Here is a 17,746-nt window from a genome sequence, read left to right as displayed (position 1 = left end):
AGGCCTCAAGCCTCCCCTGCTACCTCTTTTTAGACTGTTGGACTGACGCTTGTAAGCTAAGCGTGACGCTTAGTCATCAATAGACACAAGCTCAATCTCAAAAATAAGCGCTTTTCCTGCAAGCTCATGATTGGCATCTACATATACCTCATCGTCAGTAATCTGAGTAATGGTTGCAGGAATGGGCATACCACCAGGACCCGCTAAAGAAACCTGGTCATGCTCATGCAGCTGTTCCGCCTGGGGAACAGAACTTTTGGGAAATGCAATCACTAGGTCCTCATTGCGCTCGCCATATGCCTCGGAAGGTTGTAGCAAAACCTTCTTCTTCTCTCCTACCTGCATGTCCTCAACCGCTCTATCAAAGCCAGCAATCATCTGGCCAGCGCCACAGGTAAACTGCAAGGTTTGCCCGCGATCATACGAACTATCAAACTGAGTACCGTCCTCAAGCGTGCCACGGTAGTGGACAGAAAGTTTCTTTCCAGTATTAGACATGTGCTTTCTCCAATGTATAGGGCATGAGTGTATAAACCTTTGCAAGCGTACCCTAACCAACCATAGTTTTTCCGACGCCACGTAATAAATCATCAAGCTCTGCACGAAGCACAAAGTTTCCAGCATCCACCCTACAAGGCAACTCCATACGCATGGTTTCGCCTGTAGTCATCTCCATGCGAATTTCCACCCGATCCATACCTTCATACCTGCAGATAACTGCCTTGATTTCTTCCATATAGTGACGAGAAAAGCTGCTAGAAGGTATAAGAATTTCTAGTACTTTGGGCTGGTTGGTTTTCTCGTCCAGCTGTAAAGCCTCAATTTCCTGAGCGATAATTTGCACACCACGATCACCGCGTTCAAGCTTGCCATTAATGCGAACAAAGGCCTCTCCTGCTGTTTCTCCTGTTTGCTCGTTCACTTCAGGCGTTAAAGCAGCAGCAGACTTTTTATACAGCTTAGGGAAAATAACAACGGAAACTTCTCCTCCCATGTCTTCCACGGTAATCAGAGCCATAGGATCACCTTTTTTGGTGGACTTACGCTGTAAGCTGGAAACCATACCAGCAATCCAAAGCGTTTTTCCGTCAGGGATACGATAGCGTGTGGTTGTTCCACCTGTTGTGTAATCCTCTACATCCTCTGATTCCTCGATGGCATCAATGGTATAGTCACGCGCCTTAGACAGAGTATATTCATACGGCGCCAAGGGATGATCAGAGACGTAAATGCCCAAAACGTCCTTTTCAAGAGCAAGCTTCATCAAACGGTCCCACTCAATGCCATCAGGCTCAGGTACATCTGAAGTAAAGCCATCTGCCTCTGCGAACATATCAAACATGGAAACCTGGCCAGAAGCGCGATCCTTCTGATGGCGCGTTGCTGCATCAATAATATTCTCGGGGTTGTTCTTGTCAATAAAGGACATGCACTGCATGCGTGTATATCCGGTTGAGTCAAAAGCACCAGCCTTTACCAGTGCTTCCACAACACGGCGGTTTGCCTGGCTTGCATCTACACGATCAACAAAGTCATGGATATTTTTAAATGGTCCGCCAGACGTGCGCTCTGCAATAATACAGTCTGCAGCGCCGTCACCTACACCACGAATACCCGCAAAACCAAAGCGAATGCCGTCTTCAACAGCCGTGAACTCACGACCAGATTCATTGATGTCTGGCGGCAAAATCTGAAGACCTTCACGGCGGCAAGAGTTAACATAGTGCACAATTTTATCGGTCTTACCCATGTAGGAAGTAAGAACAGACGCCATGTACTCACGAGGAAAATGCGCCTTAATCCAGGCTGTTTGCATAACCAAAATGGCATAACCCGCAGAGTGAGACTTGTTAAATGCATAGGATGCAAACTCTAAAACGTCATCCCAAATTTTTTGAGCGGTTGCACGTTCATAACCATTATCCACCGCACCATTCATCCAGTGGTCATAGGTGGTCTCATCCTTACCATTGTCCCAGTGGAAAACAGTACTCGTAAGCAGTTTGATTTTCTTCTTTGCTACAGGCTTACGAATGCGTGAATCAGATTCACCAGCACTAAAGTTGGACATTTTAACGGAGATCTGCATGACCTGTTCTTGGTACACAATGGTACCGTAGGTCTCATTAAGAATCTCTCCCAATCGATCATCATAAAAGACAATGGGTTCCTTGCCATTCATACGATTGATATAGCTGGTAACCATACCAGCACCCAAAGGACCTGGACGGTACAGAGCGATAAGTGCAACAATCTGGCTATATTTTTTGGGCTGCATGTTCTTAATAGTTGCCGTCATACCCGCAGACTCAACCTGAAAAACACCAGCTGTATGACCAGAACCCAACAACTCATAGATTTTAGGATCAGAAAAATCGACCTTATCGACATCAATATCTACGCCGGTAGCACCAGGCTTAATGGTGTCTTGTACCGTTTGGGGCATCTTTTGAACGTCTAAAGCAGTAGGATAAGCTGCCTTAATATTACGTAAGGCCTTGTTAATGACCGTAAGTGTGCGTAAGCCCAAAAAGTCCATCTTAAGCAGACCCATATCTGCCACCGAATGACCCTCATACTGAGTAATGGTAACGTCACCTTTAGTGTCCAATTTAGTAGGTACATGGTCTGTTACTGGTGTAGGAGCAATGAGCGTTGCACAGGCATGCACGCCCTCGCCACGAGTCAGGCCTTCGATAGAAAGAGCAGCATCAATAACAGCACGTGCCTCTGCATCCTCGTTATAGGCTTGCTCAAAATCTGGCGAGAATTGCTCGGGGTGTTTTTCACTTCGGTGAAGCGCATGGGAAAGTGCAAGCTTAGGGTCACTCGATAACATCTTGGATAGCCGCTGAGCAGCATATACGGGCTGACCAAGTACACGCGCCGCATCATTAATAGCCTGCTTAGCCTTGATAGTTGAGTAGGTAATGACCTTACAAACGTGGTCTTCTCCGTAGACTTCACGCACATGCGCCAATACATCTTGGAGGTGCTCATCCTCAAAGTCCATATCAATATCGGGCATCTCGGAGCGCTCAGGTGATAAGAAGCGCTCAAACATAAGACCGTTTTCCAGCGGATCAAAAGTTGTAATGTTTAAAGCATAGGCAACAATAGCGCCCGCCGCAGATCCACGACCTGGTCCTACACCAATACCCTGATCTTTAGCCCACTGTACATAATCCTGAACAATCAAAAAGTAGTTTGCAAAGCCCTTATCGCAAATAACTTTATACTCGTATTCAAAGCGCTCTTGTACATTGATGCCATTGATAACTACATCGCGCCAGTCCTTACCATAACGAATAGCAAGGCCTTTTTCACATTCCTCACGGAACCGCGCTTCTGCTGTTTCTCCTTGGCGCAAACCAGGATACTGAGGCAAGTACATGCTGGACCAATCCAGCTCATACGTACACTTCTGAGCAACTTCTAGTGTATTGTCCAACGCCTGAGGACACCAATCAAAAATGGAACGCATTTCTGCTTCCGTCTTCATGTAAAACTCGGTGCCATCCATTTTTTTACGATTGGTATCATCAATACGAGAAGCGGTACCAATGCAACTCACAATATCTTGTACTTCAGCATCTTCACGCTTTAAGTAATGAACATCATTTGTGGCAACCACCTTAATATCCAAGCGGTCTGCCATTTTTACCAAGTGCTCAGCAAGGGTGCGGTCACTCCAGCCATTCCACTCTGCCGGCTGCAGCCCATGGTCTTGGATTTCTATATAAAAGTCATCACCAAAAATCTCTTTATAGGTGCGCGCCCACTGCTCTGCCTCTTCAAAGTTACCATTACGCACGTTCCATGGGATAATTCCCTGTACGCAGGCACTCAGACAAATAATGCCTTCATGATATTCTCGCAGCATATCTAAGGTAACACGGGGCTTGTAATACATCATCTCATGACCAGCGGCCTTAGACATGCACCGAATGAGGTTTACATAGCCTGTCTCATTTTTTGCGAGCAAAATGAGATGAAAACGCTGCTGCTTGGTACCACGTGGAATACATTCATCTTTAATGAAATAGGCCTCACAGCCAAAAATGGGCTGGATAAGCAAAGCGGGTTTATTGGCTTTTACTGCCTCAAGATCATGTGTTTGATTCCAAATGGCAACATCTGCTTCCCACTGTGCATGAGCACAATCATGTGGCAAAGCATCCGCTTTATCTGCAGCGGGCTCTTCCAAAGTCAATCCCTTTTGGAAGCACTCAACATCATGGCGCCACTGCATCATATCTGCAGCGCCATCATTATATTTACGACATTCCAAGTCAAAATTAGGAATGCCAAACATATAACCATGGTCTGTAAGAGCCAATGCAGGCATATGCTCGTCTACTGCCTTCTTTACCATTCCAGAAATACGTGTTGCAGCATCTAAAATGGAAAAGTCAGAGTGGTTATGTAGGTGGACAAATGCCATCCGAAAGACCCCCGTAAACCTAGAACAGGTGTTTGTTATTGCACAAGCATAGCCCAAACACAGCCATCATGCTTTGCACTATTTTTTGCTTCCTGCAGCTTCAGAAAACGTATACCGAACTACCACAGGTTGCCCCGTGCCATCATCACGTTCAACACATACAAAAGCACATTCAACAGACTCAAAACCTTGCCTTAAGAGCACATCTGCATAGATTTGTGCCTGCATGGCATGGCTGTCATACAGCTGCTCTGGTGTCTTATGGGCATCACCAGTTTTATAATCCACCACCAACGCGTGTTTCTCGCCCGGATTGGTGCACAAAAGATCAAGCGCGCCTTCTATATAGCGTCCAAAGTCAGACACGCGCTCACAAAAGAATGGGACCTCAGGCTGTACCTGCGCATATGTTAAAGCTTCGGCGCGAATATCAGAGTGCTCCCAACGCTGCAAAGCAAGCTGCAAGCGTTGTATTTGTGTTCGGCTACACTCCCAGCTCAGAGCAAGACGCTCAATTTGCTCTGGCGAGACAGACGAACGAGTTTGCACCATTATCTGAGCAAGCTCATGGAACGCAGAACCTAAGTTAGTAGCTTTGGGTTGGGTATCATCGGGATTATCGTCATGAACAAAAAGCAATGCTGAATTGGAGCCGTCTCCTGCGGGTCTGTTTGCAAACTCATCCACTACAGAAACACCCTGGCTCACATCCACAGCTGTAGCTAAACCAAAGTTTACATAGGCATGTGTATCTTGCGGAAGGCCTGCCTGCAACTCTGTGTTTTTGCTGAGTTGAGCTGCTATAGCAGAATAGCTATACACTCCCTCACGCAGCTGTATGCCAGACTGCTGAGGCTGCTTGGCAGTAGCAGGCACATACAATTGAAACGCCTGAGGCGCCACAGACTGGACATCCATGCCCTCTTCGCCCGAGCTGAGCTGTAGGAGTTTCTGAGCAACTCCACAGTCAGAGGGGTCGTCTGCTTCTATAAGCTTATTACCCGCTTCATCTGTATGAGCACTCAAACAAACCACGCGAGCAATGCCGCGCGCCCCTGCGTCACAGACAACATCATGCGCACCAGCGGCAAGCTCGCGCACATTTCCAAAGAGTATCTCTCCCACCTGAGCCCCCAATGCAGGAGTTATGCTCTTGGAGCTTAAGAGGAGTGGCACATGCAGTATGACCGTCTCTTTAGCGCGCGTAAGTGCCACGTACAACAGGCGGATTTTCTCGGCAGCTTCACCCACCGCATTACGTTCTTCCAAAAGCATGCGAACATCTGCTGCAGAACATGATGTGCTCATGCGTTCAGGCAACTCATAATTTTGGGCAGGACTAACACCAGATGGACGCAAGCCACACATAATTTTGTCATCTTGATAGGTTGCCAAAAGACCGCTTGCGCTGGGCTTACATGGAGCATCATCAAGCGCATCTACAACCGCTACCAGCGGAAACTCAAGACCTTTTGACGCGTGAATGGTCATAACAGAAACTGCATTAAGCTCACTTCCTACCAAGGTTGCAGGAGCAATCTTTGACTGAGCCAGCCACGCATCAAACCTCGCACTCATTTGGCTTGCACCCAAACAATACGTATCACACAACTGCTTAAGATACCGCACGCATGCCAATATATTTGCAGCTACGGCATCATTTGCCGCGCTGGTATGTTCCAGACGAGCAAGCCAGCCAGAGGCATGGAGCGCGTGACGAACCACTTCATACAAAGGCTTAGAGGGCAGCTCAGCCCATGCCTGGTTGAGCACCCTACGAGCAACTTGCAAACGAGCCGATGGCTTTTGTTTAAAAGGAAGCTCTTCCGCCCAAAGGCCAAACTCGATAGGCTGTTTATAGGCTCCCTGAGTTTCTTCATCAAGCGCGGTGCCCAAAAGCACCATATCGTCTGCATCCAAGGCAAACATATCGCTGGTAAGCAGTTCAAATAAGCGATTTGAACTATAGGGGTTAGCCAAAGCACTTACCAAATTGGCAACGGTCAAAACTTCAGGCGCAGACGAGAAGCCCGAGCCTCCCGTAACCACACTGTCAATACCGCGAGCGCGCAACGCCTCTACGTACAACTGGGCATTGGTAAGCTTACCCATGAGCAGTGCAATATCGCCAGGTTTAACCTGTTTCTTGTTGACAAAATACGCAATGCGGTCAGCCACCTGCTCCGCCGCTGCCACAACTCCATATTGTTTGCTTACCCCATAAACACGCTTGGTCACCTCAGCGTATATGCGTGGCACATCAGCCGCAAGGTATCCATCTTCTTCCTTGCGTTTGGCGATAAGGTCCATGAAGTGAGGAAGCATGTTTGGAGCTCCACACACCGTCGCAACAAAACGTAATATGTCATCGTGGCTGCGGAAGTTCTCACTCAGCTGCGGTTTATGCGATTCATCCAACTCGTCTCCCCTGCGCAAAAAGACATCTACATCTGCACCGCGAAAACGATAAATGGACTGTTGAGCATCGCCCACAGTTGTGAGGTGGCATGCGTCAGGACCAGCAAGCAACTTAATCATACGCACTTGCTGCTCACTCGTATCTTGAAACTCATCCACCATGACTAATTTAAAGCGATTAGCATACTGTGCGGCAATCTCTGGGTGCTGCTGAAGCGCGTCTGCTGCCATTGTAAGAAGGTCATCATTATCCAGTGCACTTTGTTTTTGTTTAAGCAACTGATACTGTTCCCACACCCGACGCGCAAGTGACATAAGAAGCGGACTCAATTCCTGCTCATGAGCAAGGGTGGCTTCAAACAACGCAGCATCGTAGGCATATTGCACTTCTTTGCAGAGTGGGCCCAGCACCTTACCACGCCACACAGTGCCGTTAGGCCGATGAAGTGTTGCTACCATATCAAGCATCGCAGAAGCTGTTTGAAGACCAGGCGCCATACAAGCAAACTCGTTGAGTTTTTGTATAGCTTCTTTAAGTGGGTTGGTAAGCTCTTCAGGCTTTTTTGCCTCATAAGCAGCGGATAACAATTCCTCATACCGATTGGTAAGCTCAGTTGCAGAGCTTACCGCTCCATATGGTGTGCCTGGAAAGGTTACCGCATCAAAACCAACCGGAGAATTGGTTACCGTTTGCATGAGGTCAAAAATCATGCCAGCAACTGATTGTTTAGACTCATCATTACGCATGGTTTTAGCACGAGCACGATGTACCTTAAACAAAGGAGCGTATTGTAAATCCCCTTCAATCAGCTTAAGTACCTCTTCAATTGCCGTGTTCATAAGCTGAGCTTGGTCCACTGAATCCAACATCTTAAACTCAGGGTCAATGCCTAAAGCAAATGCATGAGCACGCAAAATACGGCCACACATACCATGAATGGTAGAAATCCAAGCACCATCTACCTCAAGAGCTGCCTGAGTAAGCCCTTCTTTTTTGAGGGTGGTACGCACACGTTCTTTGATTTCTTCTGCTGCCGCACGGGTAAAGGTAATAACCAGCAACTGATCGAGAGAATCTAAATACGGCTTGCCCTCTTTGCCAGAACCAGGCATAAGTGCCCAAGCCACGCGCTGGGTAAGCGTAAATGTTTTGCCTGAACCTGCACCAGCGGCAACAAATAACGTAGTATCGAGGGTGGTAATGGTCTTCTTTTGCCCCTCCATAAAGGTTGAAAAGTCCATTAGGCACGCCTCTTTTCACAGTTGGTAACAGGACAATAATGACAGGCCCGATCATCAAGAGGCTTAGCCTCAATGTAACCAGCCTTTAAAAGCTCAATATACTGGGCAATACGTTCTTCACAGGTATCAAGATAGGTGTAAAAGTCCTCAATAGTTTCTCCCACACACATACTTTTAAAACGATCTGCCCATTGCTGTCCCCACACACGCTCAGCCATAGAAGCCGGCATGGCTCCCGCTATATCATAGGGACGCTTAATACCTAAGTACACAGCGCCCGCTGAAATAAGATTGTGTTCAGCCAAATATTTGCGAACTACCTGCGCATATATGAGTGATTGCACATGGCGCGGAAGCGATTGTGGTTCAAACTCATCATCTTTGTTAAACAGCTTGTACTCATTACCCAAAGACCCCTTGTATTTGTAATCAATGATAAGAGCATGACCTTGCTCATCTACATCAATACGATCAATACTTCCAACAAAGTTAGCGCCTGCATACGTTACTAAAACTCCATCCTTGCCACCAAAACGCAGCTCAAAATAACGAGGCTCAAATCCAAGCAATTTGTCTTCTTGGAACGATAAAGACTCTAACAGATCTTCTTTGAAGTATTGAAGTTCTTCTTTTTGAGAAGCCACATGAGGCACAAGCGCTTGATCACGGAACTTCTCGGCACGCTGAAGCTGATGCACATAATGAGCATCAAACTCACTTGCCAAAAGCTCCCGCGCGCGACCAATTGTTTGACTGGTAATACGTGAGCCAGCAATGCGCTCGCGCGGGTCTACAAAAGCATCTTTACCTAGGTCACCAAAGGGCTCTACGCCAGCAGCCTCACGCAACAGTGCACGATGTGTTACTTCAAGCACGCGGTGAGCAAACGACCCTTTTTCCAAGTTAGAAAAACCCGCATCAATACCGCTCAAGCCAAGGCGACGTAAGCTAAACCACTTATAAGGACATTCCAAATATGACTCAATTTGCGAAGCAGAAAGCATGAGTCCTTCATTGGGCAGCGTTGTCTTGCGACCCGCCACCACCAAAGGCGTGAGCTCATCGCTCACCTTGCCAGCGGCAGATGGGTTGCATATCTGGTCTGGTATATCACGTGTACGTGCGGCAGAAATATTTTGCGTAACTGCATCCTCACCTGCAGAATGGATAACAAAAGGCACGGTATTTTTCTTGGAAGGTTTATCAGAATCACACCCATAAAACTGCATAAACTCAGACAACATAACAGCTGGAAATGTAGGTTTTGCATCATCATCGGTAAGCGAACGCTCAAGCATAAGGTATTTTGTGGGAGCCTCAAGCGCTCGTAAAAACTGGGTACGAACTGACATCAAATCTTTAGTAGGACGATACACCTGCAGCTTGTCTTCTAACTGCATGCAGGCGCCATCATCAACCACAATGCTCATCTCTGCTGTGGTCATACCCGTGTAGATAAGCGCCTCTACGCTACGAGGCTCCAGCAATGCCGCGTCTTGCTGTGACATAATGCGCACACAAGCTGCATCAAACGCTGGCTCGGTACGACCGGTGGCAACGTGCTTGGCCTGTGTATCAACCTGCATATCAAGCTGCGTATCATCAGGCTCACAATCCTGCTTTGCACGCGCTTTACTTGAAGCAACAAGACTTGTGCGCTCCATAAGCACTCTCAGAAGCGCAACAACCTTTTGCAGATATGAACCAAGGTCTTGCTCTTCTTGTGGATATAGCGTACCAATTTGACGGGCAGTAGCTGCAAGAGTTGCCATAATGGCAATCTGATTTTGCAGATGCATGGATGGACTTGCAGCATATTGAGCTTCAAGCGCTAAACGGATTTTATCGGCAGCAGCACCAATTTTGCCACGCTGCAGATCACGAACTGCTTGTGCCACACGCGCAGAAGTAAACGATGTCTTCCCCAAGTCTGCCAATACCTTAGTAGGCGTCAGAATACGATTGCCTCGCCACCGACGATCCAACTGCCAGATTTGCTTAACATCCGTACCTGCACTATCAGACAATAAGAAATCTATGAGCGGAGCTGGTGCCCACCAGTCCATAGGCCCGAGGACTTTCTCTTCTCCCCAAGGACCTTCTAGTGGCTCGGGCCACGTTTGCTCAAGCTCTATCAAACGAGCAACGCAAGCAGCAAAATTAAGAAATCCAACGCCCGCAACGGTAGAAAAAACAGGCGTAGCAACACGACATTGTGCCTGTATCTGTTGCTGAATCAACTTAGGCATAAGCTGATTCCATGCATCGTACGTTTTGTTGCTACACACCACAATATTGCGCACACCCCGTGATACCAACGCTGCTACTTGTGAAGCAACAAGTTCCCACTCTGCCAAAGGACCAGCTGCATGCAACAGCTCTATAGCAATATCGCTTTGCAACGGCTCGGTGCCCAGCTGCTTGTTACAACACACAACGGTAACTTCATACAGACTTCCCAAGCCTTCAATCAATTTTTCTTGCGCTGCCGAGAAGTTCAAGAAACCCGCAAACACCACTGAAGGCATAGCGGCATCGCATGGCAGCACCTGTCCCAAACGAGCAAATACCTCGCATGACTCAATAAACTGATGGGCTACCATAAGCTGCTTATATAAAGAAAGACAGCGCAAGATGTCCAGCTCACCAGCACTATAGGTAGATGCTATTGATGCCTGAGCACTCACAGGCAGCTGCTCTGCCACCAACTGACCATCCTTGCTTGGAATAGCAAAAAGGCCATCTTGTGCTATCTGAGCAAGCACTCGCAAACTGCCTTCACCAGTGTGCACGGTACTTTCTTTATGCTGGTTAATATAGGTATCTAAAGCAATGCGCGCCAAGATTACGCGTGAGGCTTGGTCAATGATGCGCTCGCCCGAACCATACAAGCGCCACTGGTCTTCCACCCAAGAAGATACGGTACACACCGTTACTCCAAGCGTAAACCCTTCATGTGCAGCAAGCGCACGCTGTGCCTCAAGCACCTTATCATAGCTCGGTACGAGTAGCACCGCACGCCCACAACGCCTAAGAGAAGCACGTATATGCTCCAATACAGGCTGTGATAGCAGCGCACTTGTCTCTATAGAAATGTAATTAACAGACATAGCGGTCCCGTCCCAAGATGTATACAACCCTATGGTAGCGGGTTACTCGGACACTATTTGTCGAGAACCTCACGAGAGGACACGCCAATCTCAAAAGGAAATGTCCCGGCTTTGTTAAATGCCGAGATAAACATCCTAATTGCATTAGAGGGTGTGGTGCCAATTTGTTCTGTAGCAGCAAAAAACTTGTCCTTCTCGGACGGAAGAATCTTAGCTACTACCGGTGTCATTTTGTCTTGCATGTGCGTCTCTGCTTTAGTTTTGGTATGACTTAGTATAATTTAGTTATACCCTCTGCGTTATATAATAACACGGCCAGTCATAAAACTGACCGTGTTTTTGCACTTTTTTATTTTTTTAGGCGCTCTGCTAGGCGCTATGCTACCAGCTGTACCACAGCATTCTTAAAAGTCTGCATTACCTACCGTGCGAGGATGCGGCAAGACGTCGCGGATATTATCCACACCGGTGAGATACATAACAAGGCGCTCAAATCCCAAACCAAAACCTGCGTGGCGACAGCTACCATACCTACGCAAATCACAGTAGTAACGGTACTCTTCAGGATCCATGCCCAAATCACGAATACGCTGCTCCAGCAGGTCTAAACGCTCTTCACGCTGAGAACCACCAATAATCTCTCCAATACCTGGAACTAAACAGTCTGCAGCAGCAACAGTCTTGCCATCATCATTTAAGCGCATGTAAAACGCTTTAATGGCTGCAGGATAATCAGTTACAAAGGTTGGCTTCCCAAAGTGTTCCTCCGTCAAGAAACGCTCGTGCTCAGTTTGTAGATCAACGCCCCAAGACACGGGATATTCAAATTTGTGGCCATTTTCCACGGCCTTTTGAAGTATGCCAATAGCCTCTGTATAGGTTACGCGCGCAAAATCAGAAGAAGCAACATGCTTCAAGCGCTCAAGCAAGCCCTTATCAACAAAGTTTGTAAGCATAGCCAGCTCATCAGGGCATGCATCCATGACAGAAGAAATAACATACTTGAGCATCTCTTCTGCACAGGCCATATCATCGTTAAGGTCAGCAAAAGCCATCTCGGGCTCCACCATCCAAAACTCGGCAGCATGACGGCGTGTGTTGGAATCTTCTGCACGGAACGTAGGGCCAAAGGTGTATACATCACCAAAGCTCAAAGCAAAGTTCTCTGCCTGAAGCTGACCAGAAACCGTAAGGTTGGTAGCCTTGCCAAAGAAGTCCTTGGACCAATCAATACTGCCATCCGCAAGCTTTGGAGGGTTGCTCATATCCAGCGTTGTTACACGGAACATCTCGCCAGCACCCTCGGCATCAGAGGCGGTAATGATGGGCGTGTTTACATACACAAAGCCACGCGTCTGAAAGAACTCATGAATAGCAAAGGCGGCCACAGAACGAACACGAAAGACTGCACGAAACAAATTGGTGCGACTACGTAGATGCTGCTGTGTGCGCAAAAACTCCCGAGAAGCGCGCTTTTTTTGCATGGGGTAATCAGGACTGGACTCACCCTCCACTTTAATCGTGCATGCTTGCAGCTCAAAAGGCTGAGGACGATTGGGGGTAAGTTCAAGCTTACCGGTCACGATAAGTGCAGCGCCCACGTTTTGGGCGGCAATCTGATCGTAGCAGTCAAGCTGATCGCGGTTCATAACAACCTGCAGGTCTTTAAAGCAACTGCCATCATTAAGCGTTACAAATCCAAAGTTCTTCATGTCGCGCACAGAACGAATCCAGCCCGCGCAAAGCACTTCAACGCCATCATAGTTCTGAGGCGTTGCATATAAAGCAGCAATTGTTGTGCGATCCAAAATGGACCTCCTTACAGCAGTGTTACATACCGTGTTAACTATAGCGAAGATGACATTCAGCTGCAGCGCTTAGATGTGTTCATATAACCAGCTGGGATGAATGGTCTTCTCGTTAAGGCGAAGTGTATCCAGGCCACTAAAATCAGGAACCATAAGCTCTTGGGCGCTAAACTGGCCCTTCTCATAGCTATAGTGAATGATGGATGCATTGCCTGGCACTGCTACAGATTTATTGCCAGAGATACCAGGCATTTCTAGTTTGATTTTACTTGAGCTGCTATATGCCTCAAAAAATGCCAATGAGGATGAGCCGTGACTGACTGCCAACACATTTTGATGGTCTGGCTTATCCATAATTTGGGTAAGAGCACGTACCATGCGCCTTGTTACTTGGTAGGCAGATTCGCCACCATACTGCACCAATGCAGCACCAAAGGGCGTAGGAGGTGCCAGCGCAACACTCTCTCCTTCAAGTAAGCCAAAGCCAAACTCGCGCAGGTCATCTAAGCGTTCAAAGGGCATCTTGTTGCGCGTGGCAAGCATGAGCGTTTGTGCCGTACGACCCGAAGTTGAACAATACGCATGATCAAAACTAATCCCACGCTCATCCAACATATCTGCCACACGCTTTGCCTGAGCTTCTCCGTAGGGTGAAAGCGGAGAATCACACCAACCTTGAATCTTTTTTCGTTCATTAAAGACGGTTAGCGCATGACGCATCAGATACAGATGTTTTGCCATTAAGCCCCTCCCCTAAGTATGCACGCTCTGATACAGGTACTACTTCAAAGGTCCACTCCAGTTTTTGTGCAGATACCGCCAATTCACATACCTGTTGTGGCGCCGCTAAAAGTTGGTCTTTTTGTATACGAGACAGCCGTTTTATACGCCACTCAAGCCATGAAGCAGCAGCTTTACCCTGCGTTTTCCACAAACCCTCCAGTGCTACAGGCTTATGCGTACGCGTATACTTTGCGCCCTTAAGACCCCCATCAATATGCTCAGATAGACGACGCGCCACGTCCACGGTTATGCCAGTGTAGAGGCTGTTATCTTCACAACGCAGGATATATATGTAATAGGTTTGGTCCATCTGGTGTGCATGCCTGTGCATAGATGCTGATGCGCTATTGAGAAAGACTCTGTACAAGCAGTTGATTAAATAGTTTAGGATTGCCGGTGCCCTTGCTAGCCTTCATGCACTGCCCCACCAAAAAGCCAATGACCTTAGTATTGCCGTTTTGATATTGCTGCACCTGATCAGTACTGCGAGCCAGCACCTCATCTACTATGGCCTGAAGTGCATCCACGTCTGTAGTCTGGCGCATACCACGCTCATCCACAACCTTAACAGGGTCGATAGTAGTACCAGTAATAGCATCCAGCACTTCTCGTGCCTGAGCAAAAGTAATAGCGTCGCTGTAAAGAAGCTCGGCAAGGCTGGCTACTTGTTGTGGCTCAGAAACATCATAGCCAGGAAGCAGGTTTACCAGCACGTTAGCAACGGTGGGAATGGCGCGCGCTTCTACAAGCTCCACGCACTTCTCAAAAAGCGAGGCGCTCGCAAGATCTGCTGCAATCTGTGAGGCATCAGCCTGTTTGAGCGCATAGTCTGCTACATAGCGGTCACGCTTCTGGCGAGGCAGCTCTGGAATGCGCCGTGCGCAAGCAGCAATAAACTCATCAGATAAATCAAATGGTGCTAAATCAGGGTCGGGGAACAGGCGGTAGTCATCTGCTGTTTCCTTTACGCGCATAACAACGGTGCGTTTGTGTGCAGGTTCCCAGTGGCGCGTTTCTTGATAGATGATGCCGCCCTCTTCGAGCACTTCTGCTTGACGGCAAATCTCATACTCTAAAGCGTCGTGTAGACTCTTAAAAGAGTTCATGTTTTTCATCTCTGTTTTAGTGCCCAACTTGGTGGAGCCGCGGCGACGCAAGCTAACGTTGCCATCGCAGCGCATAGAGCCCTTCTCGAGAGAACAGTCAGAAATGCCCAGCGTGCGGAAGGTTTGTTGGAGCGTTTCCATAAACAGACGAGCCTCTTCTGGCGTGCGCAAATCAGGCTCTGTAACCAATTCAATAAGCGGAGTACCACAGCGATTGTAATCAATCAAAGATTCTGTTGCGGCAGTAATACGGCCTTCTGTACCACCCACATGCACCATTTTTGCTGCATCTTCTTCCATGTGGATACGCAAAATGCGAATGGGAACAGTATAGGAACCATCCTCTGCTTGCTCGATTTTCTCGCCAGTAGCTGTTGTGTATGCAAAGTCTGGACGCTCTGCTGCGCCAGCGCCACGTACCTCAAGCTCAAGATTACCATGCATACAAAATGCTACCGGCCCCTGCGTAGTCTGAAAGTTCTTGGCCATGTCAGGATAAAAATAATGCTTACGATAAAACATTGAATGGCGCATGATTTGGCAGTTAGTAGCAAGGCCTGCCATAACAATGGATTCGATTGCCTTTTTATTAGGTACTGGCAGCGCTCCTGGTAAGCCTAGGCATACGGGGCAAACGTTAGCATTAGGTTCGTCATCATGGCTTAGACGACAATTACAAAACATCTTGGTTTCAAGCGTTGTGAGCTCTGTATGCACTTCCAAGCCAATAACAGCTTCCCAATCTTGCAAAACCTCAGCTAGCTTCTTCATGCAAGCTCACCTCCCTTACCAGCACAGGTGGGTGCCACGCCCAGACCTGCCTTTACTTCTTGCTCCAATGCAAAGGCAATCTGTAGCAACGTTTGATCTGCAAAGGCAGGGCCTTGCAGCTGAACGGACAGGGGCATGTTTGTCTGAGTGCCCAGGCCCATGGGCACAGAAATGCCTCCGTTACCCACAATATTGTTGGAAATGGTAAACAAATCTGATGCATACATTTGCGTAGGGTCTCCCATTTGGCCAAACGAGAAGGCCGTCGTGGGTGAAGTGGGCAATAACAAGGCATCACAGTTGGTAAATGCCTGCACATAATCTTCTGTAATGAGGGTACGCACCTGCTGAGCAGGATAGTAATACTTGTTGTATGCCTCACTAGAAAGTAAATATGCACCAAGCAGTTGCCTGCGGCGTGCCTCTTGGCCAAAACCAAGCGCACGACTCCGAGAGGTTTGCTCGGCAAGAGAGCTGCAATGAGGCTCAGTATAGCCATAGCGCACACCGTCAAACCGGGCAAGATTAGAAAAAGCCTCACAGGGTGCAATGACATAATATGCCGCAATAGCTGCACCAATATGAGGAAGCTCTACGTCTACAAGCACGGCACCCAGGCGTTCAAAAGCGCTCATTGCCTGCTGCATGGCATCGCGCACCTCAGCAGTAATGCCTTCCATATCTAACAGGGACCGAACAATACCTATGCGCTTGCCCTCAATGGGATTGTGCAACGAACTCATAAAATCTACGGCATATGCTTGACTCGTAGAATCCAGAGGGTCAGCGCCTGCACCAACCAGAGCATTCATAGCCAAAGCAACATCTTCTACGCTGCGCCCAAAAGGACCAACCTGATCAAGAGAAGAGCCAAAAGCTACAACACCATATCGAGACACGACGCCATAAGTTGGCTTAAATCCCACAACACCACAAAATGATGCCGGCTGACGAATTGATCCTCCTGTATCGGAACCTAAACTCAAGCTCACTTCTCCTGCAGCAACCGCAGCAGCAGAACCGCCCGAAGAGCCTCCGGGAACACGCGACGTATCCCAAGGATTTGCCGTAGGATGAAAATAACTGGACTCCGTAGAAGAACCAAAGGCAAACTCATCCATATTGGTCTTGCCCATAGGAGTGGCACCTGCTGCAAGCATGCGAGAAACGCAGGTAGCCGTAAACACACTCTCATAGTTTTCTAACATTTTGGAAGCGCAGGTAGTACGAGTTCCCACCAAATGAAGGTTATCTTTAAAGGCAACGGGCACACCAGCTAAAGCACCCAATTGCTTTTTAGCCGCACGGTTTTTATCAGTAATTGCAGCAGCTTCGAGTGCTAAATCAGCTGATACCTGTAAAAATGCCTGTATGGCTCCATCGCGTTTCTCGATTGCATCAAGGGATGCCTGGGCCACCTCAGTGGCAGAAAACTCACCAGCAACAACACCTGCAGCAATCTGCGCCGCAGAAAGTTCATCAAGAGTAGCCATTAGCGATCCCCTCCTTCATCGCCCAAAATAGAGGGAACACGGAAAAAGCGCTCGTGTGTAGCAGACGCATTGGACAGCGCGGTATCTACATCCAGTGCACGAACATCACAATCTACTTCATCTTCACCCATAACATTAGACAAATCACCAATAGGATGATACGTGGGCTCAACACCATCAAGTTCATATTGGCGAATGGGTTCCAAGAGTTCTATTGCCTCATTAAGATAGCTTGTCATATGCGCTAGCTCATCCTCAGACAAAGCTATGCGCGCGTAGTCAGCAATGCTGGCCACATCCTGCTGGGAAAGCGTCATGCGTGCTCCTGTGCAACATCTTTTTTTAGAAATCCAGATGGAAATCTCATACTACGTAATTCGTATTATTCTACGGCACTTTGCTGCAGAAATGCCCATGGCATTGTTACGTTGCTGTGAATATAGGCTGTGATTCCTAAAATACCCAAAAAGTTGTAGGAATAAAGTGCGCTCTTTGAGGGATAATATCCTAGTGCTGAAGTAGGTTTTATTTGCCATGGTTAACTTTTTAAGCACCAAACAAGGTGTCATCG

Annotated in this window: 11 protein-coding genes; all 11 read right to left on the bottom strand. The window is 47.8% G+C overall.

What is annotated here, in order from left to right; all coding sequences use genetic code 11:
• Window positions 1-69: 69 nt before the first annotated feature.
• Entirely contained in the window at window positions 70-498 is a 429-nt protein-coding gene (locus tag SPD80_RS01835) for a peptidylprolyl isomerase (RefSeq protein WP_320828236.1), read from the bottom strand.
• A gap of 52 nt (window positions 499-550) precedes the next feature.
• Window positions 551-4,444, bottom strand: a complete 3,894-nt coding sequence (dnaE, locus tag SPD80_RS01830) for a DNA polymerase III subunit alpha (RefSeq protein ID WP_320828235.1) — start codon at window positions 4,442-4,444, stop codon at window positions 551-553.
• A 78-nt stretch (window positions 4,445-4,522) separates the two neighbouring features.
• A complete protein-coding gene (locus tag SPD80_RS01825) occupies window positions 4,523-8,104 on the bottom strand; it encodes a UvrD-helicase domain-containing protein (protein ID WP_320828234.1) in 3,582 nt (1,193 codons plus the stop codon).
• The gene (locus SPD80_RS01820; RefSeq protein ID WP_320828232.1) at window positions 8,104-11,214 is read right to left on the bottom strand and encodes a PD-(D/E)XK nuclease family protein; all 3,111 of its coding nucleotides are present in this window, start codon (window positions 11,212-11,214) and stop codon (window positions 8,104-8,106) included. The genes SPD80_RS01825 and SPD80_RS01820 overlap by 1 nt, the downstream gene beginning before the upstream one ends.
• A 53-nt stretch (window positions 11,215-11,267) precedes the next feature.
• On the bottom strand, window positions 11,268-11,456 hold the full coding sequence (locus tag SPD80_RS01815) for a type II toxin-antitoxin system RelB/DinJ family antitoxin (protein WP_320604283.1): 189 nt from the start codon (window positions 11,454-11,456) through the stop codon (window positions 11,268-11,270).
• Between the two features lie 162 nt (window positions 11,457-11,618).
• Complete coding sequence (gene asnS, locus SPD80_RS01810) at window positions 11,619-13,022, bottom strand: asparagine--tRNA ligase (RefSeq protein WP_320828230.1); 1,404 nt, start codon at window positions 13,020-13,022, stop codon at window positions 11,619-11,621.
• Between the two features lie 69 nt (window positions 13,023-13,091).
• On the bottom strand, window positions 13,092-13,763 hold the full coding sequence (locus SPD80_RS01805; RefSeq protein WP_320828228.1) for a histidine phosphatase family protein: 672 nt from the start codon (window positions 13,761-13,763) through the stop codon (window positions 13,092-13,094).
• Window positions 13,717-14,115, bottom strand: a complete 399-nt coding sequence (locus SPD80_RS01800) for a GIY-YIG nuclease family protein (RefSeq protein WP_320828226.1) — start codon at window positions 14,113-14,115, stop codon at window positions 13,717-13,719. Before SPD80_RS01800 ends, SPD80_RS01805 begins: the two co-directional genes overlap by 47 nt.
• Before the next feature lie 34 nt (window positions 14,116-14,149).
• A complete protein-coding gene (gene gatB / locus SPD80_RS01795) occupies window positions 14,150-15,682 on the bottom strand; it encodes an Asp-tRNA(Asn)/Glu-tRNA(Gln) amidotransferase subunit GatB (RefSeq protein WP_320828224.1) in 1,533 nt (510 codons plus the stop codon).
• Window positions 15,679-17,175, bottom strand: coding sequence for an Asp-tRNA(Asn)/Glu-tRNA(Gln) amidotransferase subunit GatA (gatA, locus tag SPD80_RS01790; RefSeq protein ID WP_320828222.1), 1,497 nt, complete (start codon window positions 17,173-17,175; stop codon window positions 15,679-15,681). Before gatA ends, gatB begins: the two co-directional genes overlap by 4 nt.
• Window positions 17,175-17,492 carry an Asp-tRNA(Asn)/Glu-tRNA(Gln) amidotransferase subunit GatC gene (gene gatC / locus SPD80_RS01785; protein WP_320605685.1) on the bottom strand — a complete coding sequence of 106 codons (318 nt, stop codon included), beginning with the start codon at window positions 17,490-17,492 and terminating at the stop codon, window positions 17,175-17,177. The genes gatA and gatC overlap by 1 nt, the downstream gene beginning before the upstream one ends.
• Between the last annotated feature and the right edge of the window lie 254 nt (window positions 17,493-17,746).

This window comes from Atopobium sp., assembly GCF_034113385.1.
Taxonomy (GTDB): Bacteria; Actinomycetota; Coriobacteriia; order Coriobacteriales; family Atopobiaceae; genus Atopobium.
Note: the sequence above shows the minus strand (reverse complement) of the source record. Positions and strands in the feature narration are given on the sequence as shown.